The organism is Aeromonas sp. QDB68, assembly GCF_027707405.1.
GTDB classification, from domain to species: Bacteria; Pseudomonadota; Gammaproteobacteria; order Enterobacterales; family Aeromonadaceae; genus Aeromonas; species Aeromonas caviae.
In genome coordinates, this window is the sequence record NZ_JAPCIQ010000049.1 from 1 (window position 1) to 22,518 (window position 22,518).

Sequence of the window (22,518 nt, forward strand, 5' to 3'; positions counted from 1 at the left end):
GGAGCGGGAAACGAGACTCGAACTCGCGACCCCGACCTTGGCAAGGTCGTGCTCTACCAACTGAGCTATTCCCGCAAAACCTGAAAACAGACCGTACAGCATTTGGTTGCTTGCGCTACTGTACGGGAGCCGAATTATAAGAGCAGACATTCCAATTGCAAGGGCTTTTTTGTCTGGTTGCAGCCGTTCGCTCAAAAGCTGGCCGAACTGCTGATTTTAGCAACCGAACGACGGCAACCCCTTGCCAGCCACTCAGATTTTGAAGACGTGGGCGCGGTAGAACTGCAGTTCGGCGATGGATTCGCGGATGTCGTCCAGCGCCTGGTGGGAGCCACTCTTCTTGAACTGATCCAGCAGTTCAGGCTGCCAGCGACGGACCAGCTCCTTGATGGTGCTGACGTCCACGTTGCGGTAATGGAAGAAGGCTTCCAGATCGCTCATGTGCTTGACCATGAAGCGGCGATCCTGGCCGATGCTGTTGCCGCACAGGGGGCTGGTGCGCTCCGGCACCCACTGGCGAATGAAGGCGAGGGTCTCGGCAACGGCCTTGGCCTCGTCGTATTCACTCGCCTTGACCCGGGCCACCAGCCCGCTCTTGGTGTGGGTGTTGACGTTCCAGTCATCCATCTTGCCCAGCTCTTCCTCGCTCTGGTGGATGGCGATGACCGGCCCTTCGGCCAGCACGTTCAGGTCCTTGTCGGTGACGATGGTGGCGATCTCCAGTACCACGTTCTCTTCGGGGTCCAGACCCGTCATCTCCATGTCGATCCATACCAGGTTCTGCGCGCTGACTGTCATGATTGCTCTCTCTATTGGGAGGAATGGCGGAATTTTGCCAATTTGCATGTATCATACTGGCTTTGAATCTGTTCATAAACTGGCAAACCCCGTGGCAAAGAAAGCAAAACTCAATCTGGGTCAACAAAGGCGCGTCCAGGCCAACCGCGAGCGGCGGCTGCAAAAAGAGCACACCACAGTGGTAGATGACACCCTGTTCGGCCCCGCCATCGAAGGGGTGGTGATCAGCCGTTTCGGCCAGCACGCGGATGTCGAGGCGAGCGATGGTGCCATCCACCGCAGCAACCTGCGGCGCAGCAGCATCAGCAGCCTGGTGTGCGGCGACAAGGTGGTGTGGCGCCCCGGCCTCAATGCCGCGACTGCCGGCGTCATCGAGGCGGTGCATCCGCGCCACTCGGTGCTGACCCGGCCGGACTTCTACGACGGGGTCAAACCCATCGCCGCCAACATCGACCAGATCATCATCGTCTCGGCGGTGATGCCAGAGTTCTCCACCAATATCGTCGACCGCTACCTGGTGGCGGCAGAAGATGTGGAGATAGCGCCCCTCATCGTGCTGAACAAGGTCGACATGCTCGATGACGCAGCCCGCGCCCGTATCGAGCACCAGCTCGAGACCTACCGCAAGCTCGGTTACGAGGTGCTGCTGGTGAGCTGCGAGAGCGGTGAGGGCATCGACGCCCTCAAGGCGGCGCTCACCGACAAGATCAGCATCTTCGTGGGCCAGTCCGGGGTGGGCAAGTCGTCCCTCACCAACGCCCTGATGCCGGGGCTGGACGTGCTCACCGGCGAGATCTCCGAGAACTCGGGGCTCGGCCAGCACACCACCACCACGGCGCGGCTCTACCACTTCCCGAGCGGCGGCGATCTCATCGACTCCCCCGGGATCCGCGAGTTCGCCCTCTGGCACCTGGAAGCCGACCGCATCACCTGGTGCTTCGTCGAGTTTCGCGACTACCTGGGTGGCTGCAAGTTTCGCGACTGCACCCACAAGGATGATCCCGGCTGCGCCCTGCGCGCCGCGGTTGAAGCGGGCGCCATCAGCGCCGATCGCTTCCACAACTACCACCGCATCCTGGAAACCATGCAGGAAGCCCGCCACGGTCGCCAACAGGCGCGGCTGTGACCCGTTCAACTCATTCCCAGATGAAGATCATGAGCATCACTGACAACCTGAAAATTGCCGGTCAATACTGCCTGCCCAAACACGCCCTCTCCCGCCTGGTGGGCAAACTTGCCGCCGCCGAAGCGGGCAACCTCACCACCAGGGTGATCGAGGCCTTTATCAAGCAGTACCAGGTCGACATGAGCGAGGCGCTGCACGAGAGCCCTGCCCACTACAAGAGCTTCAACGAATTCTTCACCCGCGAGCTCAAGCCCGGCATCCGCCCCGTGGTGGAAGACGCCATGACCCTGGCCCTGCCGGTGGATGGCACCGTCAGCCAGCTCGGGCCCATCAGCCAAGGTCGCATCATCCAGGCCAAGGGCCACGACTACAGCGCCCGCGAGCTGCTGGGGGGCTATGAGGATCTGGTGGCCCCGTTCAAGGATGGCGACTTCGCTACCATCTATCTGGCACCCAAGGATTACCACCGCATCCACATGCCGCTGGACGGCGTGCTGGAGAGCATGGTGTTCGTGCCGGGGGATCTCTTCTCCGTCAACCCCCTCACCGCCGAGAACGTGCCCAACCTGTTTGCCCGCAACGAGCGGGTGGTGGCCACCTTCCGTACCCCCCACGGCCCCATGGCCCTGGTGCTGGTCGGTGCCACTATCGTCGCGAGCATCGAGACCATCTGGGCCGGCAACATAGCGCCGACCAAAGAGAAGAAGGTGGTGCGCTGGGACTACACCGGCGATGAAGCCATCAACCTGCAAAAGGGGGCCGAGATGGGCCTGTTCAAGCTGGGCAGCACAGTCGTCTGCCTGTTTGGCCCGGGCATGCTGGCCGGTTTCGAGCCGCACCTGGCCAACGGGGTCACCACCCGCATGGGTCAGCCCTTTGCCACCCTGGCGGCGCAAGCATGAGCAATCAACCCGCTTCCCAGAAGAACAACCCGCTGCACGGGCTGACCCTGGAGGCCATCGTCACCGCCCTGGTCGCGCACTATGGCTGGGAAGCGCTGGGGCAGCAGATCAATATCCGCTGCTTCACCGATAATCCCAGCATCAAGTCCAGCCTGAAGTTCTTGCGCAAGACCCCCTGGGCCAGAGAGAAGGTCGAAAGCCTCTATCTGTACGTCCAGCGCAAGCAGGCCAAAGAGAAGGAGTGACGCCATGGCGTTCAAGATTACCTACACCTACAAGAAGCAGGCCAGGGAGATTGGCTACGCCAACGACAAGTTCAACAGCATCTATGATGCCGTTGCCGCCGCCGAGGGGATCGATCTGACCCGCTTCCACGCCATGGAAGAGCAGCTGGCCCAGGTGTGCCGCCGCGACAAGAAGAGCGTGAAGGATTACCGGGAGAACTACTTCAAGGAGCTGGGCTTCTCCAACATCGTCATCGAACGGGACGCCAAGGAGTAACCATGCGTACCTTGACCCTGATGGCGGCCACCCTGCTGCTGGCCGCCTGCAACACGACACCGAGGGAGCCCCTGGTCGGCGCCGATCGCGACGAACATGGCTGCATCGGCAGCGCGGGCTATCAGTGGTCGGCGCTGGCAGGACAGTGCGTGCGGCTGTTCGAGCAGGGCATTCGCCTCAACCCGATCGATGCCGGTCAGACCGTCAGCGCCTTCGTGCTGTTCAATGCCGATCAGAGTCAGGCCGAGCTGACCCTGCCAGAGGGCGAGCCGATCCGGCTGATCCGCCAGGGCGAAGAGGGCAACTGGTCCTGGCAGGGCGGTGGCTATCAGCTCTTCCCCTGGAAGGGGTATATGCTCAAAGCCGGCGACCATGTGCTCTATCACGGCGATCTGACCCCCTGAGCCTCTGGCGTCATCTCTCCCCTCACGCCCTGATGGGCGCGGAGCAGGCATAAAAAAACCCCGTTGCACGCAACGGGGTTTTTCATGATACCCGGCAGGATCAGTTGCCGAGGGTGGAGAACAGGCTCTGTTCCAGGCTGCCGCGGGAGACGCACACGGGGGTGATGGAGGGAGCCAGTACCCGCTCGCCGGAGGACTCGACGAAGTAGAGCTGGGTGTTGCCTTTGACGTTGACGGTCGCCACGCTGTTGTTGCCGCTCTGGGTGATGATCAGGTTGATCTGCAGGTTGGGGTTGCCCAGCGCTACCTTGGACCCCATGGTGCCGCAATCCAGCCACTCCAGGCCATCGGCCGAGTTTTCCACGTTGGCGGTCATCAGACCGGCACCACGCTGGCTGTTCTCGATGTTCAGGCCGTGATCGCCGAACCACTTCTCGGCACGGGCCCACACCAGATCCACCGGGATCGCCATCTCCTGGGTGTTGTTGGTTGCCTTGGCAACCGGCGGGGTATAGCGATACTGCTCGCCGCCGTTGTTGTCGCTCGCACAACCCACCATCAACAGGGCCAGGGCGCCCCCCATTATCTTCTTCATGCTGCTTCTCTCATCCATAAGGCCATAGGCCGACCGGCGGCTATTATGGCGATCGCGACACAGGCTGTCAGCAGGGATCCGCACAAATGGCGTACTCTTAACCCAGGCTTTACAAAACCCACCTGTTATCATAGATTTGCTCGAAGTCTCCCCCGTGAGTGCTCTCGTGACTTCTTCGCTCTCCCTGGCGCTGCTGCAGCAGATCATCGACCAGTTACCCATGAATATCTTCTGCCGGGACAAGCACGGACGGTACCTGTTTGCCAACAAGGCATTCGCTAGGGAAGCCGGCCTGCAAGATCCGAGCGAACTCATTGGTAAGAGCGATGCCGAGATGCCCTGGGGGGATGTATTCCGGGAGGAAGATGACCGCCTGCTGGCCGACGGCAAACCCCTGCTGCACCAGCAGCTCCATTGCCACAGCGGCGAAGGCGCCAGCTGGATGGAGATCAACAAGGTTCCCCTGTATGACGAGCACGGCGATCCCATCGCCCTGTTTGCCATGGTCAGCGCCATCGATCAGCGCAAGGAGCTGGAGCAAACCTTCCGCCAGCAGCAGTTGCTGCAACGCCGCCTGCTGGATGCCATTCCCGACCTCATCCGTCTCGAGGATCACCAGGGCGTGCTCATCGACTGCAACCAGGCCTTTCTCGACTTCATGGGGCTGGTGGCAAGCGAGGCTCTGGGTCGGCGCGTCCCGCCCCGGCTGCCCGTCGAACAAACCCTGGGCCAGGGGGAGTATTGCGTGGTGGATGCCCAGGGCAGAGGCCGCCATCTGGAGGTCACCCGGGTCGAGGTGCCGGATGACGAGGGCAACTCCCTCGGCATCCTTACCCTGAGCCGCGACATCACCGGGCTGCGCACCACCCAGGCCCAGTTGCAGCAGGAGCAGCACTACGACAGCCTGACCGGCCTGCTCAAGCTCTCCCACTTCCTCCAGACCAGCCGTCATCTGGGCGCCCGCAAGGCCAGCCTGCTGCTGGTGGATCTGCAACATTTTCGCGAGATCAACGATCGCTTCGGCATACGGGTCGCCGACCGCCTGTTGAGCCAGGTGGCCCGTCGCCTGCAACGACTGGCGCCGCCCCAGTCCCTGCTCTGCCGGGTCGCGGCGGATGACTTCGCCCTGCTGCTGCCCGAGCTCCCCCTCTCTCTGGATACGTGGAGCCGCAACCTGCAGCAGGAGCTGATGACGCCCTACCAGGTGGAAGAACACAGGATTCAGATCCCGGTGTTCCTCGGCATCGCCCATGGCAAGGCCAAGGATGCCGAGCGTCTGCTGAGCCACGCCGAGGCCGCCCTGGCCCAGGGCAAGCGCCAGCAGCAGCACTGTACCCTGTTCGACCCCGCACTCGATGCCAAGCTCAAACGCCGCCAGCTCATCGCCGCCCAGTTGCCACTCGCCATCAAGTCCGCCGAACTGACCGCCGTCTACCAGCCCATCATCTGCACCCACAGCAACCGGCTGCACGGTGCTGAGCTGCTCTGCCGCTGGCCCCATCCCGAATTCGGCATGATCTCCCCCGACGAGTTCATTCCGCTGGCGGAGGAGCTGGGGCTCATCGGCCAGCTCGGCCAGCTGATGCTGGAGCTCGGCTGTGCCCAGCTTGCCCGCTGGCAGGTAGCGGCCCCGGATCTGGTGCTCTCCATCAACCTCTCGCCCCTGCAGTTCCGCGATCCCGAGCTCTGCCCGCAGATCTTCGACTGCATCGCGCGCCACGGGCTCGCCCCCTGGCAACTGGAGCTGGAGATCACCGAAGGGGTGCTGATGGAGAATGCCGACGAGATAGAGAGCAACCTGGCCAGCCTCATCGAGGCGGGCTTCCAGCTCGCCATCGACGACTTCGGCACCGGCTACTGCTCCCTCGCCTATCTTCCCAGGCTGCAGGTGGCGACCCTCAAGCTCGACAAAAGCTTCACCCAGGGGCTGGCCACCAACCAGGCCACCACCGCCATCGTGCGTTCCGTCATCGGGTTGGGCCATGAGCTTGGCATCAAGATCACCGCCGAAGGGGTGGAGACGCCGGAGCAGCAGGCCTGGCTGGTGCAGGTCGGTTGCGATCGGCTACAAGGCTATCTGTTCAGCCGTCCCCTCCCATCGGCCGAGTTTGCCCGCAGCTACCAGCTGCCGGAGCAGTAAGCCAGCAACAACAAGGCCACCCAAGGGTGGCCTTGTTGTTTTTGCAAAGCGTGCATGATCTGGCGCACTTACTCCTGGAAGTAGGTGCCCCAGCCGTCGTAGTCCACCCCGTATTTCTCGAGGATGGGCAGCATCTTCTCGATGTCGGCGACGATGGTGTCGATGTCCAGCTTGCACTCCACCATGGCGTCGAAACAGAAGATGGTGGCGCCGTCGTCCAGCTCCATCTCCTCGGCGTCGGTCACGTCGAAACCGGCCTTGAACAGATCGAGCGCCGCCTTCTCCAGCAGATCGAACTTCTGGCAGGCAAAGTGGTGCTCAATCTCGTAATCCAGATCCGGGTTGCTGCCATCGGCCAGCAGCTCGTTGACGATGGCGGCGGTCTCTTCGCGCCACTCTTGCATATTGGTATTCATATAAACCCCAGGCGGTGTTGGATGGATGTCACCCCTGCCAGCCGCGTCGGCCCGGACCATGGCCAGGGGATGAGTGCGGCAAAGCATACCCTCAGAGCGCGGCAGGCTCAATCGATGGGCCAAGATAACTGGCGCCTCTCCCGGCTTGGCGCCAGCGGGCAGCCCTCGGCACGTCAGGCAGCCCGCCATCCTTCATGATGTTCTGCTGGCCGTCGGCCCACCCTGCCCCGCAGGCGCCCCTCTTTTCATGGTTAAAACGGGGAAATCGGTCCAATCATGGGAAGATTGCTCGGATATCGAGCGAACGGTACATCAATCTGCGGCCTGTGGTTGACACCTCAGTCCAGAAAGGGTTTAATGCGCGCCGTTGCCCAGATAGCTCAGTCGGTAGAGCAGGGGATTGAAAATCCCCGTGTCGGCGGTTCGATTCCGTCTCTGGGCACCAACTATTCCTCCTTAGTTCAGTCGGTAGAACGGCGGACTGTTAATCCGTATGTCACTGGTTCAAGTCCAGTAGGAGGAGCCAAATTCGAAAGGCCCGCTCAGATGAGCGGGCCTTTTTGCATCTGTCATTTACTCACATGCCGGGGCTAGTAGTGGTTTTCGTCCCCATGCCATATGTGTCCGGCCGAGCAGGCCCGGGCGACTTCGTGGCAGGGGTCGTCCGCATGGCGGCGGAAGAAGTGCTGATCCTGTTGCAGCAGGAGCGAACTCATCGAGTGGCTCATGCCAGCCAGTGCCTCGCCAGCGGTCAATCCTGCAACCCGGTGATCTGTGGCCAAATGAGCCAGGACTTTTTCACGACTGTTCATGATCGCCTCCCTCTGTGGATCCGGTCGTAAATTGACCATAGCAGCCGTGCTCTGCATACCGCAAACCCGCGCCCGCAAAGGGCTACAGGCAGGTCCCGACCTTCTGTTCCGGCATGAAAAAACCCGCTCATGACAAGCGGGTCTGTTTCACTCAGCTAACCGCCATTGCAGGCCGCCAGCAACAGAGTGGCACCACAGGTGGCGCTGAACACCAGCAAACCTGCCTGCAGCACCCCCTCCGGATCCCTCTGTGTGCGTCTCTTGCGAACACGTATCCATCTCGGCTTCATCGAGCCAACTCCATCCAGTTTCCTGCACCCGGGGTGCTGACCTATCCCTGCCCATCCCGGCAGGCGGCTCATCTTTGTCCAGTTGCAGCCCGCCGTCAACTGCGGCGAAACCACACCTTGTACGGCACCGACCTCAGACTCCATCTCTGTTAACAATCTGGAAAACCGGCGTGACCCGCTCCTGCGCCAGGGCTATGATGAGGCCGACGATTTGCCTACCCTCAGGGAGACCCCAGATGAGCAGCCCCTTGCACTATGCGCTGGATGGCATCCATTGCGAGCCACACTTTTTTACCGTGCCCCTCGACCACCAGCATCCCGACGAGGAGGCGACCCTCACCCTGTTTGGCCGCACCCTCTGCCGCAAGGACAAGCTGGATGATGGCCTGCCCTGGCTGCTCTATCTGCAGGGGGGCCCGGGTTTTGGCGCACCTCGCCCGACCGCCGATGGCGGCTGGATCAAGCGGGCCCTGCAGGAGTTTCGGGTGCTGCTGCTCGATCAGCGCGGCACCGGCCACTCCACCCCCATCAGTGCTGACGCCCTGGCGGGGATGACCCCAGGTGAGCAGGCGGACTACCTCGGCCATTTTCGCGCCGACAGCATAGTGCGCGACGCCGAATGCATTCGCGAGATGCTGAGCCCAGGGCGCCCCTGGAGCCTGCTCGGCCAGAGTTTCGGCGGCTTTTGCAGCCTCACCTACCTCTCGTTGTTCCCAAGGAGCCTGCACGAAGTCTACCTCACCGGCGGCGTGGCCCCCATCGGGCACAGTGCGGATGAGGTCTACCGCGCCACCTACCAGCGGGTAGCGGACAAGAACCGCGCCTTCTTCACCCGCTTCCCCCATGCACAGGCCCTGGCCAACCGGCTGGCCAATCACCTGCACCACCACGACGTGCGCCTGCCCAACGGCCAGCGCCTAACGGTGGAGCAGTTGCAGCAGCAGGGGCTGGATCTGGGGGCCAGCGGCGCCTTCGAGGCACTTTACTACCTGCTGGAAGACGCCTTCATCGGCGAACGCCTCAACCCCGCCTTCCTCTATCAGGTGCAGGCCATGCAGCCGTTCAACACCAACCCGGTGTTCGCCATCCTGCACGAGCTCATCTATTGCGAAGGGAGTGCCAGCAACTGGGCGGCCGAGCGGGTGAGAAGGGAGTTCCCTGCCCTGGCCTGGGCGCCAGGCAAAGATTTCGCCTTCACCGGCGAGATGATCTTCCCCTGGATGTTCGAGCAGTTCCGCGAGCTCATTCCCCTGAAGGAGGCCGCCCACCTACTTGCCCAGAAAGCGGACTGGGGTCCCCTCTACGACCCGGCGCAGCTGGCCCGCAACACTGTGCCGGTGGCCTGCGCCGTCTATGCCGAGGACATGTACGTGGAGTTTGACTTCAGCCGCGACACCCTGAAGGGACTTGGCAACAGCCGCGCCTGGATCACCAACGAGTACGAACACAACGGCCTGCGGGTCGATGGCGAGCGGATCCTGGACCGGCTCATCCGCATGAACCGGGATCGCTGATCCCGCCGGGCGCACGCCCGCAGCAAGACAACAAGTTCGAGGGCGGCCCATGAGCCGCCCCGCCCATGGAAGCAACACAAAACAACAAGGACACCCATTGGATCATCCGGAAATCTCGGCCGGCTGGCTGAGTCGCCTCTTCTATCGCTGGACCGGCCCGCTGCTGCGCAAGGGGCTGACCCAGCCCCAGGTCAGTCTCGACGATCTCTATCCCCTGCTGCCGGAAGACAGGCGCGACGGCCGCGCCGACGCCTTCCTCGCGCTCACCGCCCGCCAGCCGGTGCGACCCTGGCCCCTGACCGCCTTTATCTGGCGCCATTACAAGGGACGAATTGGCCTGCTCACCCTGCTGCAACTGCTCGGCATGCTCGCCACCCTGACCAGCCCCTGGCTGCTCAACCACAGCATGACCCAGCTCGGCACCGATGCCACCACCGGCCACAAGCTGCTGCTGGCCCTGGCCCTGTTCGCCTCCGTGCTCGCCGCCGGCATGCTGGCGGAGCACTCCTTGCAACTGGCCCTCAAGATGCACGTGCCCATCCGCCGTCTGCTGGCCGAATCCCTGCTCGCCAAGGTGATGAAGCAGGGTGGCAAGAGCTTCGACGACAGGGCCGGCGGCCGGGTTCAGAACCTCATCAACCGGGACGTGTGGGACATTACTTGGATCCTGGCTGACCCCGCCATGCCGGTCACCATGGCGCTGCAACTCATCGGCACCATCGCCCTGCTGGTGTGGCAGGTGGGCAGTGCCGGTCTGGTGGGCTTCGCGGTGCTGGCCCTGCTGCTGCTCATTTCCACCCGGGTAGTACGGCGCATGAACCAGCAGGAGCAGCAGCTCAAGCGCCAGCAGGATGAGCGCAACGGCATCCTGGCGGAATACATCAAGAAGCTGAGGCTGGTACGCCAGAACGGGCTTGGCCCCTTCTTTACCCGGGCGGCCAACACCAAGCGCCAGCAGGAATTGGGGGTGCTGGGCCGGGTGCTCAGGCTCGATGCCATCAACGAAGGGCTGATGCTGAGCACTCCCCTGCTGGTGACCCTGGCCACCTTCACCACCTACCTGGCGTCGGGCAACACCCTCACCCTGCCCCAGGTGTTCACCACCATCGCCCTGTTTACCGTGCTGCGCATCCCCATGATGCGACTGCCCTACCTCATCCGCACCCTGATCAACTTCAACACCGGCTTCAACCGGCTGTGCGAGTTCCTGAACAGCCCGGAGCAGCACCGGGAACTCGATGATCCCGCCCTGCCGGCGGGGGCCCTCCACCTGGAAGGCGTCAGTGCCCTGCACCAGAAAAAACCGGTGCTCGAGGGAGCCAACCTCGCCATCGCACCGGGGGAGCTCGTGGGGATCACCGGGGCCACCGGGGCGGGCAAGAGCTGCCTGCTGCATCTGGTTGCCGGCTTTGACAGCGAGTTTGCCGGCAGCATCCGTCGCCACGGCCGGGTTGCCCATCTGGGCCACAAGCCCTGGCTGATGAACGACACCATCCGCAACAACATCCTGTTCGGCCAGCCCTGGCACGTCGAGCGCTATCGTTGGGTGCTCGGCGCCTGCGCCCTCACGGCCGATCTCGCGCTGCTCAGCCACGGGGATCAAACCCTGGTGGGCGAGCTCGGCACCCGCCTCTCTGGCGGCCAGCAGCAGCGGGTCGCCCTGGCTCGCGCCCTCTACGCCCGGGCCGATATCCTGCTGCTGGACAACCCCTTGTCTGCGCTCGACCCCATGGTCGCGGCCCAGGTACTGGAGCAGGGGCTCGCCTTCAAGCCGGGGCCGACCCGGCTCCTGGTGAGCCACGATCCGGATGTGCTGGCCAGGTGCGATCGGGTGATCCGCATCGAGCAGGGGCGCCTGGTGGAGCTCGATGCCCACCAGTTGGCGGATCTTGTCCAGCATCCCCAGCCCGCCCCGCCGGTGCCCCCTCAGGAGGCGGAGCAGTTCAGCGAGGAGAAAGTGGTGGAGGGCAAGGTGGACTGGGGGCTGTTTGGCTTCATGTGGCAGCGCCTCGCCGCCCCCGGTGCCATCCTGCTCGTCCTGCTGCTCACCCTGGGCCAGGAAGGGCTGCGCATCGCCTCGGATCTCTGGCTCGGCGGCAAGGCCGAGGTGAGCGACGTCACGACCCTGCTCGGCATCTATGTGCTGCTGGGGGCGGGCTCCCTCGCCTGCATCATGGCGGTGCGAGTCATCAACTACAAACTCGGCCTCAAGCTGGCCTGGACCCTGTTTGACGGCATGCTGGGGCGCATCAGCCGCGCCCCCATGGCCTTCTTCGACAAGGTGCCCCAGGGGCGCATCCTCAACCGCTTCGACCGGGATCTGGGGGAGGCGCAAGAGATGCTGCTCTCCATGCTGGTGGGACTGTTCGGCATGCTGGTGTCCGTGGCCTTGCAGGTGGTGGTGATCGGCATCAATATTCCCCTGCTGCTGCTCATCGCTCCCCTGGTGGGATGGGCGCTCTATGTGTTGCAGCGCCGCTACCGGGCGGTGCAACTCAAGCTGCGGCGCCAGTCCTCGGTGCTGCGCTCCCCGCTCTACATAAGCATCAGCGAGACCATCCGCGGCGCCCCCGCCCTGCGCCTGGCAGGGGCCGAGCGTTTCGCGCTGGACCAGGTGCTGCACCACTATGACAACAACCTGCGCAGCTGGTACACCACCACCTCCATCAACCGCTGGCTCGGCATGCACCAGACCCTGCTCTCCGCCGCCCTGGTGGGGGCCGTGGCACTCATGGTGGCCTTTGGCAACAGCCCGCTGCTGGGGGCGGTTGCCATCACCTATGCCTTTACCGCTTCCGCCATGCTCAACTCCCTCATCCGCACCTTCGCCGAGGTGGAACAGGTGATGAACGCGGTAGAGCGGGTGCGCGAATACAGCGAAATAGAGAGCGAACGCCAGGAGGGAGAGGCCCTCGCCACCCCTCACCCCGCAGTGCGCTTCGACAACCTGGGGCTGCGCTACCCCCAGACCAGCCAGTGGGCGCTGCACAAGGTCAACTTCGAACTGGCCCCAGGTGAAAAGGTGGGTGTGTGCGGGCGTACCGGGGCAGGCAAAAGCTCCCTGCTGGGGGTATTGCAGGCCATGTATCCCGCCTCCCAGGGGGAGATCTTCTACGGCAATCAGCCACTGTCACGACTTGCACCGGAGGCGGTGCGTGATCTCTACGACACCGTCTCCCAGATCCCGCTAACCTTCTTCGGTAGTCTGCGGGCCAACCTGGCGCCCCTGACCGAGCATGAGGACGCCGTGCTTGAGCAGGCGCTTGCCCGGGTGGGCCTCGCCGAGCGCTGCGCCGGGCGGCTGGATGAGGATCTCGACAGGCTGCAACTCTCCGCCGGCGAGACCCAGTTGCTGGTGATCGCCCGCATCCTGCTGTCGCGCCGACCGCTCATCGTGCTGGACGAGGCCACCTCGGATCTCAGTCACGGCGGCATGCGCAAGATGGCGGAGCTGCTCTACCGCTACCGGCCGGAGGCCAGCTATCTGGTGATCGCCCACCACCTGGAGCCGCTCTTGTCGGTGGACAAGGTGGTGGTGATGGAGGCCGGCACCGTGGTGGAGCAGGGGTCGCCGGTGAGCCTGCTGGCCAACTCCCACTCCCGCTTCCACCAGCTGTTTGCCGGCCAGGTCAACCGTCAGGTGCCCCAGACGGCATGAGCGCCAAAAATAACAAGGGCTGCCCCCGGGCAGCCCTTGTTGCTTGAGGAGAGCCTCAACGCTCCATGATCTGGGTGATGTCGTCCTTGTTGATGTGCACCTCCCGCCCCTCTTCATCGTAATAGCGATACATGCCTGTGGTCTCGTCCAACCTGGGTTTGCTGTCGGTGGCAATCATCTTGCCATCCTTGGTGCTCATGATGTATTGGGAGCTGCACCCCGCCAATCCCAACAGACAAACCAGCATCATCACAGCTTTCATCACTCTCCCCTTCTTCACGCTCACCATGGCGGTGATAGATGAAGCCTAGCTCAACCGGATGGCCCGTTTACCTTGATTGCAGCAACAGGATTCACAGAAAGAATCCACCTGCTATAGCCATTGAAAATGATCTATCAAGAAAAGAAAGACCGGACATCTGTCCGGCCTGCTCTGGATTATTAGTTACTTGCCCGGCTTGCGCTCGCCGGTGACGGTGGGGTTGGCCGGATCCATGCTCCACTCGAACCAGCCGCCGTCGTAGACGCTGATCCGCTTCCAGTCCATCAACCAGGCGTAGAAGAACGCCTCGGAGGCGCGCCAGCCGGTGCCGCAGTAGAAAGCGGCCTGCTGGGTCGGCTCGATATTCCACTCATCCCACATGGCGAGGATCTCGCGGGCGGGCTTCATGGTGCCGTCCGGGTTGTGGAAGTCGCTCATGCTGTTGGCATCCACCCCGCCGTGACCCCATCTGGCCCCGGGAATGTCCCCCTTGGGCTTGATGTAGCTGTAGCCCGAGGTATTGCCCACGAACTCGTCCCAGGTGCGCACGCTGACCAGGGCGCCGTCCGGCTGCTTGAGCAGGGCCTTGGCCTGGTCAAGGGTGGTGTAGTACTCGGGATGGGCCGGGATGGCCACGCCAAACTCCTTGGCCGGGGTGAACTTGTTGGCCAGCCCGGTCTCGGTGCGCAGATGCTGCACGAACCAGGCCTCCAGCCCGCCATCCAGCAGCCGCACATCCTCGACCCCCGCATACATCATCAGATGGGCCGCACGGGCCGCCGCCATGGTGTTGCGGCCATAGAGGATGACGGTGGTGTCATGACGGATGCCGTTCTCCAGCAGCAGCGCCTTGAGCGCCTCGTCAGAGACCTTGTTCCACAGCGGCTCCCCTTCCAGCCGGTTGGTGTCGATGTAGCCGGCTCCCGGAATGTGGCTCAGCAGATAGGCCTTGGGGGATCCCCAGTCCACCTCGAACACCTTCCACTCCCCCTTGGGGGCGGCGATGACCGGTTTGCCTGCCTGCAAGTCTGCCAGCCAGAGCGGATGGACCAGCTGCTGCCAGCGTGCCAGATGCTCCCGGGGCGCCTCTTTCCATCCCTGCAGCTCGAACAGCTGCTTGATGCCCTGCTGGCGCAGCAGACGGGCCACCTCGGCCACCTCGCGAGGGGGGCCATAGAGGGCGACGGGTTTGTCGGCCTTCAACCCCTTGCTCACGAGTGCCGCAGGCCACTCCTCGTCACTGTATTTCCACTCTGCGGAGAGCAGCTCGGCACCGGCCACATGGCCCCCCTGCTTCTCCCCGTCCATGGGCCAGCCCTGGTAGAAATAGCTCGGGCGGGTATCCAGGATCACCGCCTCCTTCCCCTTGGCATCCGCCAGGGAGAGCGGGGGCAGCTCGGCGGCCAGCGCGGGCCAGGCACACCAGATCAGCAAGGCGGTCAGGCAGCTTCGCCACAGTCCAGTCATTCGTTTCATGATGTCGTCTCGATGCATAGTGAAGAGAGTTAAAAAATGGAGCGGCCCAGGCGCTCGGCCAGCAGCTCCAGCGCCGCCGTCCCGGCCAGGGAGTTGCCCGCCTTGTTGAGCTCGGGTGACCAGACGCAGATGGAAAGCTCTCCCGGGATCAGCGCCATGATGCCGCCCCCCACCCCGGACTTCCCCGGCATGCCGACCCGGTAGGCGAAGTCGCCCGCCTCGTCATAGAGGCCGCAGGTGGCGAGCAGGGCATTGACCTGCTTGGTGGTCCGGGCCGGCAGCAGGGGCGTGCTCTCGCCAAGAGGGACGCCCCGGTTAGCCAGATAGACGAAGGCTCGTGCCAGATCGACGCAGCTCATGCGGATGGCGCAGGCATTGAAGTAGCTCTGCAATACCTTGTCCACCTCGTTCTCGAAGTTGCCATAGGCCTTCATCAGATAGGCGATGGCGGCATTGCGGGCGGAGTGCTGGTACTCGGAGCGCGCCACCACCTGATCCGCCATGATGGCCGGGTTGCCGCACAGGCGGCGTACCAGCTCCAGAGTGCGTTGGCGAGGAGCGGTGAGCCGGGTTTCCAGCAGATCGCTCACCACCAGGGCACCGGCGTTGATGAAGGGGTTGCGGGGAATACCCTGCTCGAACTCCAGCTGGACGAGGGAGTTGAACGGCTGGCCGGAGGGCTCCTTGCCCACCCGGGCCCAGATCTCCTCCTCCTGATAGAGGGTCAAGGCCAGCGTGAGGCTCAGGGCCTTGGAGATACTCTGGATGGAGAAAGGCTCGAAAGCGTCACCTGCGGTGAACAATTCCCCTTCAACGGTACAGACCGCGATCCCCAGCCGGTCGGCAGGCACCTGGGCCAGGGCGGGAATGTAATCGGCCACCTTCCCCTGCCCGAGCAGCGGACGCACCTCTTCCAGGATGCCGGCCAGTAATTCGGATGACAACACCATTGGCTATTCCATGACGTGAAACGAGGCGGGGCCAGCCCACCGACAAAAATCCCGCCGGCGGCGGGATTTTCTATCTGCCCGGGAGGCAGTCAGATATCAGGCCGGCTCGCCGTACCAGAGATCGAACAGCTCGGTGACCACCACGGCCTCCAGCCCTTTGCCTTGCAGCCAGGTCTGAACGGCGGAACGGTCTTCGTCGGTGCACTTGCCGAGCTGCTGGGTGCAGATCATCCCTTCCCAGGCCAGGTGACCCGAGCCGGCGAAGGCCAGCTTGCGAGGCTCAATCACCTCGTCGATCAGCGCATCGACCACGGCATCAATGGTCTCTTCGGCGGTGCCGACCGGGAAGTTGAAACTGATGTCGAACCCCATTTCCTGGAATTCATCGACGCGCAGTTTCTTACGCAGACGGCGGCTACGGTTGGCCATGAAAGCTCCTTAGTTGATACGTTGACTCAGTTGACTCGTTTGAAAATCAGATCCCAGACACCGTGGCCCAGACGATGGCCACGCTGCTCGAATTTGGTCAGGGGGCGCCAGTCGGGACGGGGCACCCAGTTGCCGGTGGCGGAGGTATTCTCGTACCCCTCGGCGGCACTCATCACCTCCAGCATGTGCTCGGCGTAGTTCTCCCAGTCGGTGGCCATGTGGAAGACGCCACCGATGGCAAGCTTCTGGCGGATATCCTGGGCAAAGGCAGGCTGCACGATGCGGCGCTTGTGGTGGCGGCTCTTGTGCCAGGGGTCCGGGAAGAAGAGCTGCAGGCAGGAGAGAGAACCGTTCGGGATCATGTGCTCCAACACTTCCACCGCATCGTGGCAGATGACGCGCAGGTTGGTGACGCCCGCCTCCTGGGCGGTGCCAAGGCAGGCGCCTACACCAGGAGAGTGCACCTCGATGCCGATGAAGTTCTTCTCGGGGGCGTTCTTGGCCATCTCCACCAGGGAGGCGCCCATGCCGAACCCGATCTCCAGCACCACGGGTGCCTCGCGGCCAAACAGGGCCACCATGTCGAGCGGCTCTGGTGCGAAATCGATGCCCATGACCGGCCAGAGCTCTTCCAGGGCCTTCTCCTGCCCTTTGGTCAGGCGGCCTTCGCGACGGACGAAGCTGCGGATCTTGCGCATGAACTTGCCGTCTTCGTTAAACACATCTTGGGTCACAGACATAGTAAATTGCTCGTTATTGCATCGCTCTGGAACAGAGCCGACATAAATGGATCGCTCGTTATTGCATCAGTTCGCAAAAACAGGGGAGCGAATTATCCCAAGATAGGCACAAGGCGCAAGTGTTTCCCACAACAAATCCCCCGGGACTGCCCACTTCCACCGGCAAGGTTGACAAATGCCACCCCCTTCACAGAATCTGCCGGACGTCGGGTTCATCCTGACGCGGAAAAATAAAACCATATACAACAAAGGATTGCAGTATGAAGAAAACCCTGTTGGCCCTCGCCCTGCCTGCCCTGCTGGCCGGTTGCAACCCCTCTGACAACGACTCCCAACCCCCTGCCCCCGCCGCTCAGGCCCATGAGTTTCTGGTGCAACTGAGCTCTGGCGCAGAAGGGATAGGCGCTCGTCCCACGGGCACCGAGGCCGAAACCCGCGCCGCCGCCTGGATCCAGGATCACCTGGCCGGCTGGGGTTACGAGGTGCAGAACCAGCCATTCACCTACACCCGGGGCGGCACAGACCGAACCTCCCAGAACATCGTCGCCGAGCTCAAGGGTCAGAGCGACAAGGTGATCCTCATCGGTGCCCACTATGACAGCACCGGCGAGAAGAAAGGATCCGAAGGCGCCACCGACAACGGGGCCGGCGTCGCCGCCCTGCTGGCAGTTGCCGAGGCACTCAAGGGAGAGACCCTGCCCTACACGGTGCGCTTCGCCTTCTTCGGCGCCGAGGAAAACGGCCTCAACGGCTCCAGAGCCTATGCCGCCAGTCTCGACACCGACGCCGTCGCCAAGCTGCTGGCCATGGTGAACTACGACACCATCGCCGGGGGTGACATCGTCTATGTCCACTCGGCCCACTCCGACGTGGCCGAGTACAACTGCGCCGACCCGAGCCGCTACAGCTTCGATCCCAAGGTGCGCGATCGCCTGCTGGCCATCTCCCAGCAGACCGCCACCCCGTTCGCCATCCACCCCAGCTACAGCGGCTACCCGGAAGGGGAGACCGGCAGCTGGTCCGATCATGCTCCCTTTGCCTGCCTGGGGGTGCCCATCGCCTACGTGGAGGCCACCAACTTCACCATCAACGGGGAAGATGGCTATGACGGCTACTCCCAGAGCACCAATCCGGCGCTGTGGGACTGCTACGACGACGCCACCAAGAGCGCCTGCGACCGGGACAGCGAGACCCAGTGGGGCAAGATCTGGCACACGGAGCATGATCGCCTCGACAAGATGGCCGAGCTCTTCCCGGGCCGGATCGAGCAGCAGCTCGGGGCCAATACCGACCTGATGATCCGCTTCCTCAAGGCGCCGGGGCTCTGACCCCCATCCCGCCCGATGCCCCCCTGACAGGGGTTTTTGCGCCCCTGACCGGGGTCGGGACGATAAAATTCGGGCAGGTGCCAAACCTGCCCTTTTTTATGGATTTTTGTGACAGCCATTGCCTCATTTCTGAAATCTGATACAAACGGATAACCTGGCGGTTGAATGGAGCGACCGCCACCTAGTCAGAGAGAACCCTATGCAGCCGTTTTTTGCCCAGCGCTTCGAGAAGGTCGAGCCTTCCTTTATCCGCGAAATCCTCAAAGTTGCCGCCAATCCGGAGATCATCTCCTTCGCCGGCGGCCTGCCCAACCCCCATCTGTTCCCGGTCAAGGCCATCGAGCAAGCGTGCCAGGACGTGCTGCGCGAGCAGGGAGCCGCCGCGCTGCAATACGCCACCACCGAGGGCTTTGCCCCGCTGCGCCAGTTCATCGCCGACCGCTACCTGAGCCGCCACGGCATGACCGTCAATCCTGACAACATCCTCATCACCAGCGGCTCCCAGCAGGCGCTGGATCTGCTGGGCAAGGTGCTGGTGAACGAGGGGCAGGATCTCATCATCGAAGAGCCGGGCTACCTTGGCGCCATCCAGGCGTTCTCCGTCTATCAACCGAATTTCAAGCCCATCACCCTGGCGGAAGAGGGGCTGGATCTGGCCGCGCTGGATGCGCTGCTGGAGCAGGGCTCCAGCGCCAGGCTGCTCTACGGCGTGCCCAACTTCCAGAACCCGAGTGGTGTATCCTACAGCCGCGCCAACCGGGAAGCCCTGGCGGAGCGCCTGGTGCGCCACGATCTGCTGATGGTGGAAGACGACCCCTACGGCGAGCTGCGATTCGAAGGGGAGCACCTGCCCCCCATCGCCAAGCTGGCCCCCCACAACACCGTGCTGCTCGGGTCCTTCTCCAAGACGGTGGTACCCGCCTTCCGCCTGGGCTGGATGGTGGTGCCGGACTGGCTGCGCAAGAAGGTCACCATCGCCAAGCAGGCCACCGACCTGCACAGCAACGCCTTCAGCCAACAGGTGCTGCACCGCTTCCTGACCGACAACTCCCTCGACGCTCACCTGGAGAAGATCAAGGAGGTCTATGGTCGCCAGCGTGCCGCCATGGAAGCCGCCCTCGCCCGCCACTGTCCGCCCGGCGTCAGCTACACCCGTCCCGAAGGGGGCATGTTCCTCTGGCTGACCCTGCCGCCCAGCGTCAGTGCCATGGCCCTGTTCGACGAGGCCATCAAGGAGAAGGTGGCCTTCGTGCCCGGCGCCCCCTTCTATGTGCGCCCCGAGATCCAGAACACCCTGCGCCTGAGCTTCTCCTGTGTGGATGAGGCGACCACGGAAGAGGGTGTTCAGCGTCTGTGCCGCGCCCTGGCCCGCATGCTCTGAACCATTCGGCCATAAAAAAACCAGCGACCCGGTCGCTGGTTTTTTTTGCCTCGCGCTTTCCCCTCAGCGCCCCTGGCCGGCCAGCTGGCTGACAAACTCCTTCATGGGCATGGGCCTGCCAAACAGGTAGCCCTGCAGGAAGGTCACCTCGCGGGCCTTCAGATAGTCGGCCTGCACCTGATTCTCCACCCCTTCCGCCACCAGTTGCAGACCGAGCCGGGTCGCCAGATCGATGACGTTCTCCACGATGTGGCTGGAGAGCGCGTCCGACCCAATCATGCCGACGAAGCTCTGATCGATCTTGAGGAAGTCGACCTGGAAGGTCTGCAGGTAGGTCAGGCTGGAGTGGCCGGTGCCGAAATCGTCGATGGCGATGAAGACCCCGAGGGCATGGAGCTCGGCAAAGAGCCGGTCCGTCGTCTCGTCCGCCACGATGAGCTCGCGCTCGGTCAGCTCCAGCACCAGCTTGATGGGATTCCCCTTGAAGGCGTTGATGAAATCCCGGCAATCTTCCACCAGGCTCAGATCCTTGCAGTGGCTGGCGCTGATGTTGAAGCCGAAGTGGAACCCTCGCGGCAGATGGTGCGCCTTGCCCGCAAACTGTTCGCGCACCTGCGCCATCAACAGCCGGGTCATGGGCACGATGAGGCCACTGTCCTCTGCCAGGGGAATGAAGCGATCCGGCGAGATCATCCCCTGACGGGGGTGTTGCCAGCGCATCAGCACCTCGCAACCGCTCCATTGGCCGTCCTCCCCGTTCACCACGGGTTGCAGATAGGGGATGAACTCCTGCTGGGACAGTGCCCGTTTCAGCTCCTGGGCCGGCGAAGTCGAACGGCCCATCAGCCAGAAGACCGCCACCCCGAGCAGCAGGCTCAGCAGAGGATAAATAATGACGCCCACCTTGGAGTAGTCCCAGATGTGGGCACGGTACTCATCCACCGACACCGTGGTCACTACCTTGAACGGGTACCTGGTCGAGACCTGTTCGAGATAGCCATTGCGATCCTTGGGGATCAGCTTGTCGGTGAGTTCGCTGTTTCGCAGCAGCATCTCGTTGCCGACCACCAGCCCCAGTGGGGAGTTGCGGCTCAGCATGTCCAGGATGTTGAGCAGGTAGTAGCCGTCGACCCCCACCAGCACGCTGAACTCGCCCACCTCTTCCCGGTAGGCGATGAGGGGGCGATTCGGGGTGACCGGGTTGCCCTTCATCAGGTCGAGCCTGCCCCCGACATAGTCATCCAGCTTGATGCCGCCATCGACCGGGCCATAGAGGGAAGAGCAGTAGATCCGATCCCCCCTGGCCAGGTTGACGCTGCGCACATCCGGCACCGTGGCCACCTGATCCCTGAGCCCCTGCACCACCTCGAGACAGGGCCTGCCCAGGCTGCCGGTGAGGGCCGACGCCGCCAACTGGGCATTGTCCAGAGTGCGGTCGAACATGACCCTGGCATGTTCCAGGCGCGCCACCGCATCCTGTTTCACGCCGGTGGCGGTCTGCCAGATGACGATGACGAGCCCAAGGAGCATGGGCAACAGACCGGCCAGCAAGGCACAGAGCAGCCGGACATAGAATTGACGCACCTTCAAACGTCGAAATGGCATAACGGCCCTCATGAACATGGCGAAAAAGCGCTCGAGTTTACCCGCTGGCGCCCGTTTGGCAAGCCGGAATGAGCCCCTGATACCGCCGCGCCACGGCGCCCCCCCGTGGTCGCAACACCCGGCAACCCCGTGGACAAAGGGGGCGGCGTCTTGGGAGACAAAAATCATAATGCTCATAAAAACAGGAGCTTGTCCATCGGGCACCCAGGCTCTAGAGTAGACCCTAGAGCGTCAGGGAGGCAGGACATGAAGATACTGATCACGGGGGGCACGGGGTTTATCGGCCGCCGTCTGGTGGCACACCTCAAGGTGGCGCACGAAGTAGTCGTGCTGACCCGCCAGGGCAGCCGGGCCTACGAGCTGCTCGGCCACGATGTCACCCTGCTGGACAGCCTGGACAGGCTGGATCACCTCAATGACGTGGACATCGTCATCAACCTGGCCGGCGAACCCATCGCCGCCGGACGCTGGAGCGAGTCCCGCAAGCAGTTGCTCTGCAACAGCCGCTGGCTGCTGACCGAACAGCTGGTGGATCTCGTCAAACTATCCAGCACGCCCCCCAGATTGCTGCTCAATGCCTCCGCCATCGGCTGGTATGGCCGCCAGGATGACGCTCCTCTGGATGAAACATGCCAGAGCCCTCACGACGAATTCACCCACCGTCTCTGTCAGCAGTGGGAGCAGCTTGCCCAGCAGGCCCGCTCGGCCCAGACCCGGGTCTGCATCCTGCGCATCGGCCTGGTACTCGGCATGGAGGGGGGCGCCTTGCCCAGGATGCTGCCCCCTTACCGCCTCGGCCTCGGCGGCCCCATGGGCAGCGGCACCCAGATGATGAGCTGGATCCACGTGCAGGATCTGGTGCGGGCCATGCTGTTTCTCATCGAGCACGGCGAGTGTGACGGCATCTTCAACGGCACGGCCCCGCAACCGGTCAGCAATCGCCGGTTCAGCGAGACCCTGGCCGCCACGCTCCATCGACCGCACCTCTTCTTCGTACCGGCACCCCTCCTGCGACTCCTGATGGGAGAGGCGGCGGATCTGCTGCTCACCGGACAGCACGTGCTGCCCGCCCGCTTGCAGCAGGCCGGTTTTCACTTCAGCTTCTCGGCCCTGCCCGGCGCTCTGGACAATCTGCTGCACTCACCCCGTTGACCCAATGACACATCCCGACCGAGGTCGGGATGTGTCGAG

The 22,518-nt window shown here is 63.2% G+C and carries 22 protein-coding genes and 3 tRNA genes; 13 read left to right on the forward strand and 12 right to left on the reverse strand.

Features of this window, described 5'->3' with window-relative positions; all coding sequences use genetic code 11:
• Positions 1–2: 2 nt before the first annotated feature.
• Together PG892_RS14160 and orn are read right to left on the reverse strand one after the other, a co-directional pair.
• Positions 3–75 (reverse strand) — tRNA-Gly (locus PG892_RS14160).
• A gap of 177 nt (positions 76–252) precedes the next feature.
• Positions 253–798, reverse strand: a complete 546-nt coding sequence (orn, locus tag PG892_RS14165; protein ID WP_042014296.1) for an oligoribonuclease — start codon at positions 796–798, stop codon at positions 253–255.
• Positions 799–889: 91 nt separating this feature from the next.
• Here orn and rsgA point away from each other — a divergent pair, with 91 nt between their 5' ends.
• The 5 genes from rsgA to PG892_RS14190 are packed head-to-tail and all read left to right on the forward strand — an operon-like array spanning position 890 to position 3,731.
• Entirely contained in the window at positions 890–1,924 is a 1,035-nt protein-coding gene (rsgA, locus tag PG892_RS14170) for a small ribosomal subunit biogenesis GTPase RsgA (RefSeq protein WP_039040203.1), read from the forward strand.
• Between the two features lie 29 nt (positions 1,925–1,953).
• Entirely contained in the window at positions 1,954–2,826 is an 873-nt protein-coding gene (asd, locus tag PG892_RS14175) for an archaetidylserine decarboxylase (RefSeq protein ID WP_103858201.1), read from the forward strand.
• Positions 2,823–3,071: a VF530 family DNA-binding protein gene (locus PG892_RS14180; protein ID WP_103858185.1), complete on the forward strand. Its 249-nt coding sequence runs from the start codon at positions 2,823–2,825 to the stop codon at positions 3,069–3,071. Before asd ends, PG892_RS14180 begins: the two co-directional genes overlap by 4 nt.
• A 4-nt stretch (positions 3,072–3,075) precedes the next feature.
• Positions 3,076–3,327: a DUF2960 domain-containing protein gene (locus PG892_RS14185; RefSeq protein WP_010675489.1), complete on the forward strand. Its 252-nt coding sequence runs from the start codon at positions 3,076–3,078 to the stop codon at positions 3,325–3,327.
• A 2-nt stretch (positions 3,328–3,329) separates the two neighbouring features.
• The gene (locus PG892_RS14190; RefSeq protein WP_103858186.1) at positions 3,330–3,731 is read left to right on the forward strand and encodes a hypothetical protein; all 402 of its coding nucleotides are present in this window, start codon (positions 3,330–3,332) and stop codon (positions 3,729–3,731) included.
• 100 nt (positions 3,732–3,831) lie between these two features.
• On the opposite strand, the gene PG892_RS14195 is transcribed toward PG892_RS14190, so the two are convergent.
• Positions 3,832–4,326, reverse strand: a complete 495-nt coding sequence (locus PG892_RS14195) for a hypothetical protein (protein WP_029314787.1) — start codon at positions 4,324–4,326, stop codon at positions 3,832–3,834.
• A 166-nt stretch (positions 4,327–4,492) separates the two neighbouring features.
• Between PG892_RS14195 and PG892_RS14200 the strand changes: the two genes are divergently transcribed.
• Positions 4,493–6,466, forward strand: coding sequence for a sensor domain-containing protein (locus PG892_RS14200; protein ID WP_103858187.1), 1,974 nt, complete (start codon positions 4,493–4,495; stop codon positions 6,464–6,466).
• A 68-nt stretch (positions 6,467–6,534) separates the two neighbouring features.
• On the opposite strand, the gene rraB is transcribed toward PG892_RS14200, so the two are convergent.
• Entirely contained in the window at positions 6,535–6,870 is a 336-nt protein-coding gene (gene rraB, locus PG892_RS14205; protein WP_103858188.1) for a ribonuclease E inhibitor RraB, read from the reverse strand.
• Between the two features lie 381 nt (positions 6,871–7,251).
• Between rraB and PG892_RS14210 the strand changes: the two genes are divergently transcribed.
• Together PG892_RS14210 and PG892_RS14215 are read left to right on the forward strand one after the other, a co-directional pair.
• Positions 7,252–7,327: transfer RNA gene (locus tag PG892_RS14210), tRNA-Phe, on the forward strand.
• A 5-nt stretch (positions 7,328–7,332) separates the two neighbouring features.
• Positions 7,333–7,408: transfer RNA gene (locus tag PG892_RS14215), tRNA-Asn, on the forward strand.
• 64 nt (positions 7,409–7,472) lie between these two features.
• Here PG892_RS14215 and PG892_RS14220 read toward each other — a convergent pair.
• Complete coding sequence (locus PG892_RS14220) at positions 7,473–7,694, reverse strand: hypothetical protein (protein WP_103858189.1); 222 nt, start codon at positions 7,692–7,694, stop codon at positions 7,473–7,475.
• A 155-nt stretch (positions 7,695–7,849) separates the two neighbouring features.
• Positions 7,850–7,984, reverse strand: a complete 135-nt coding sequence (locus PG892_RS14225) for a hypothetical protein (protein ID WP_081000980.1) — start codon at positions 7,982–7,984, stop codon at positions 7,850–7,852.
• Between the two features lie 236 nt (positions 7,985–8,220).
• Here PG892_RS14225 and PG892_RS14230 point away from each other — a divergent pair, with 236 nt between their 5' ends.
• Positions 8,221–9,498 (forward strand): alpha/beta hydrolase, encoded by a 1,278-nt coding sequence (locus PG892_RS14230; protein WP_103858190.1) that lies wholly within the window; start codon positions 8,221–8,223, stop codon positions 9,496–9,498.
• A gap of 97 nt (positions 9,499–9,595) precedes the next feature.
• Positions 9,596–13,156 (forward strand): ATP-binding cassette domain-containing protein, encoded by a 3,561-nt coding sequence (locus PG892_RS14235; protein WP_223916686.1) that lies wholly within the window; start codon positions 9,596–9,598, stop codon positions 13,154–13,156.
• A gap of 55 nt (positions 13,157–13,211) precedes the next feature.
• Here the strand turns inward: PG892_RS14235 and PG892_RS14240 are convergent, their stop codons facing one another.
• The 5 genes from PG892_RS14240 to trmB form a co-directional block, all read right to left on the reverse strand.
• On the reverse strand, positions 13,212–13,418 hold the full coding sequence (locus PG892_RS14240) for a YgdI/YgdR family lipoprotein (RefSeq protein WP_041215736.1): 207 nt from the start codon (positions 13,416–13,418) through the stop codon (positions 13,212–13,214).
• 183 nt (positions 13,419–13,601) lie between these two features.
• Positions 13,602–14,885 (reverse strand): rhodanese-like domain-containing protein, encoded by a 1,284-nt coding sequence (locus tag PG892_RS14245; RefSeq protein WP_372587213.1) that lies wholly within the window; start codon positions 14,883–14,885, stop codon positions 13,602–13,604.
• Positions 14,886–14,923: 38 nt separating this feature from the next.
• Positions 14,924–15,844 (reverse strand): glutaminase B, encoded by a 921-nt coding sequence (gene glsB, locus PG892_RS14250; RefSeq protein ID WP_010675499.1) that lies wholly within the window; start codon positions 15,842–15,844, stop codon positions 14,924–14,926.
• A 96-nt stretch (positions 15,845–15,940) separates the two neighbouring features.
• Positions 15,941–16,273, reverse strand: coding sequence for a YggL family protein (locus PG892_RS14255; protein WP_039040181.1), 333 nt, complete (start codon positions 16,271–16,273; stop codon positions 15,941–15,943).
• 26 nt (positions 16,274–16,299) lie between these two features.
• Complete coding sequence (trmB, locus tag PG892_RS14260; protein WP_010675501.1) at positions 16,300–17,013, reverse strand: tRNA (guanosine(46)-N7)-methyltransferase TrmB; 714 nt, start codon at positions 17,011–17,013, stop codon at positions 16,300–16,302.
• 260 nt (positions 17,014–17,273) lie between these two features.
• Here trmB and PG892_RS14265 point away from each other — a divergent pair, with 260 nt between their 5' ends.
• Both PG892_RS14265 and PG892_RS14270 read left to right on the forward strand, forming a co-directional pair.
• Positions 17,274–18,341, forward strand: a complete 1,068-nt coding sequence (locus PG892_RS14265; RefSeq protein ID WP_103858193.1) for a M28 family metallopeptidase — start codon at positions 17,274–17,276, stop codon at positions 18,339–18,341.
• Positions 18,342–18,540: 199 nt separating this feature from the next.
• Entirely contained in the window at positions 18,541–19,722 is a 1,182-nt protein-coding gene (locus PG892_RS14270; protein WP_041212430.1) for an aminotransferase-like domain-containing protein, read from the forward strand.
• A 63-nt stretch (positions 19,723–19,785) separates the two neighbouring features.
• On the opposite strand, the gene PG892_RS14275 is transcribed toward PG892_RS14270, so the two are convergent.
• On the reverse strand, positions 19,786–21,327 hold the full coding sequence (locus tag PG892_RS14275; protein ID WP_039040184.1) for an EAL domain-containing protein: 1,542 nt from the start codon (positions 21,325–21,327) through the stop codon (positions 19,786–19,788).
• A 246-nt stretch (positions 21,328–21,573) separates the two neighbouring features.
• On the opposite strand from PG892_RS14275, the gene PG892_RS14280 reads away from it, so the two are divergent.
• A complete protein-coding gene (locus PG892_RS14280) occupies positions 21,574–22,479 on the forward strand; it encodes a TIGR01777 family oxidoreductase (RefSeq protein ID WP_052815202.1) in 906 nt (301 codons plus the stop codon).
• Positions 22,480–22,518 lie beyond the last annotated feature (39 nt).

Excerpts from the sequence above, each read along its gene's own strand:
- PG892_RS14180 (WP_103858185.1), top strand. The coding sequence starts at position 2,823 with ATGAGCAATCAACCCGCTTCCCAGAAGAACAACCCGCTGCACGGGCTG.
- PG892_RS14185 (WP_010675489.1), top strand. The coding sequence starts at position 3,076 with ATGGCGTTCAAGATTACCTACACCTACAAGAAGCAGGCCAGGGAGATT.
- glsB (WP_010675499.1), bottom strand. The coding sequence starts at position 15,844 with ATGGTGTTGTCATCCGAATTACTGGCCGGCATCCTGGAAGAGGTGCGT.
- PG892_RS14195 (WP_029314787.1), bottom strand. The coding sequence starts at position 4,326 with ATGAAGAAGATAATGGGGGGCGCCCTGGCCCTGTTGATGGTGGGTTGT.
- PG892_RS14255 (WP_039040181.1), bottom strand. The coding sequence starts at position 16,273 with ATGGCCAACCGTAGCCGCCGTCTGCGTAAGAAACTGCGCGTCGATGAA.
- trmB (WP_010675501.1), bottom strand. The coding sequence starts at position 17,013 with ATGTCTGTGACCCAAGATGTGTTTAACGAAGACGGCAAGTTCATGCGC.
- PG892_RS14230 (WP_103858190.1), top strand. The coding sequence starts at position 8,221 with ATGAGCAGCCCCTTGCACTATGCGCTGGATGGCATCCATTGCGAGCCA.
- PG892_RS14225 (WP_081000980.1), bottom strand. The coding sequence starts at position 7,984 with ATGAAGCCGAGATGGATACGTGTTCGCAAGAGACGCACACAGAGGGAT.
- PG892_RS14240 (WP_041215736.1), bottom strand. The coding sequence starts at position 13,418 with ATGAAAGCTGTGATGATGCTGGTTTGTCTGTTGGGATTGGCGGGGTGC.
- PG892_RS14190 (WP_103858186.1), top strand. The coding sequence starts at position 3,330 with ATGCGTACCTTGACCCTGATGGCGGCCACCCTGCTGCTGGCCGCCTGC.
- PG892_RS14245 (WP_372587213.1), bottom strand. The coding sequence starts at position 14,885 with ATGACTGGACTGTGGCGAAGCTGCCTGACCGCCTTGCTGATCTGGTGT.
- PG892_RS14265 (WP_103858193.1), top strand. The coding sequence starts at position 17,274 with ATGAAGAAAACCCTGTTGGCCCTCGCCCTGCCTGCCCTGCTGGCCGGT.
- PG892_RS14270 (WP_041212430.1), top strand. The coding sequence starts at position 18,541 with ATGCAGCCGTTTTTTGCCCAGCGCTTCGAGAAGGTCGAGCCTTCCTTT.
- asd (WP_103858201.1), top strand. The coding sequence starts at position 1,954 with ATGAGCATCACTGACAACCTGAAAATTGCCGGTCAATACTGCCTGCCC.
- PG892_RS14280 (WP_052815202.1), top strand. The coding sequence starts at position 21,574 with ATGAAGATACTGATCACGGGGGGCACGGGGTTTATCGGCCGCCGTCTG.
- rraB (WP_103858188.1), bottom strand. The coding sequence starts at position 6,870 with ATGCAAGAGTGGCGCGAAGAGACCGCCGCCATCGTCAACGAGCTGCTG.
- orn (WP_042014296.1), bottom strand. The coding sequence starts at position 798 with ATGACAGTCAGCGCGCAGAACCTGGTATGGATCGACATGGAGATGACG.
- PG892_RS14220 (WP_103858189.1), bottom strand. The coding sequence starts at position 7,694 with ATGAACAGTCGTGAAAAAGTCCTGGCTCATTTGGCCACAGATCACCGG.
- PG892_RS14275 (WP_039040184.1), bottom strand. The coding sequence starts at position 21,327 with ATGCCATTTCGACGTTTGAAGGTGCGTCAATTCTATGTCCGGCTGCTC.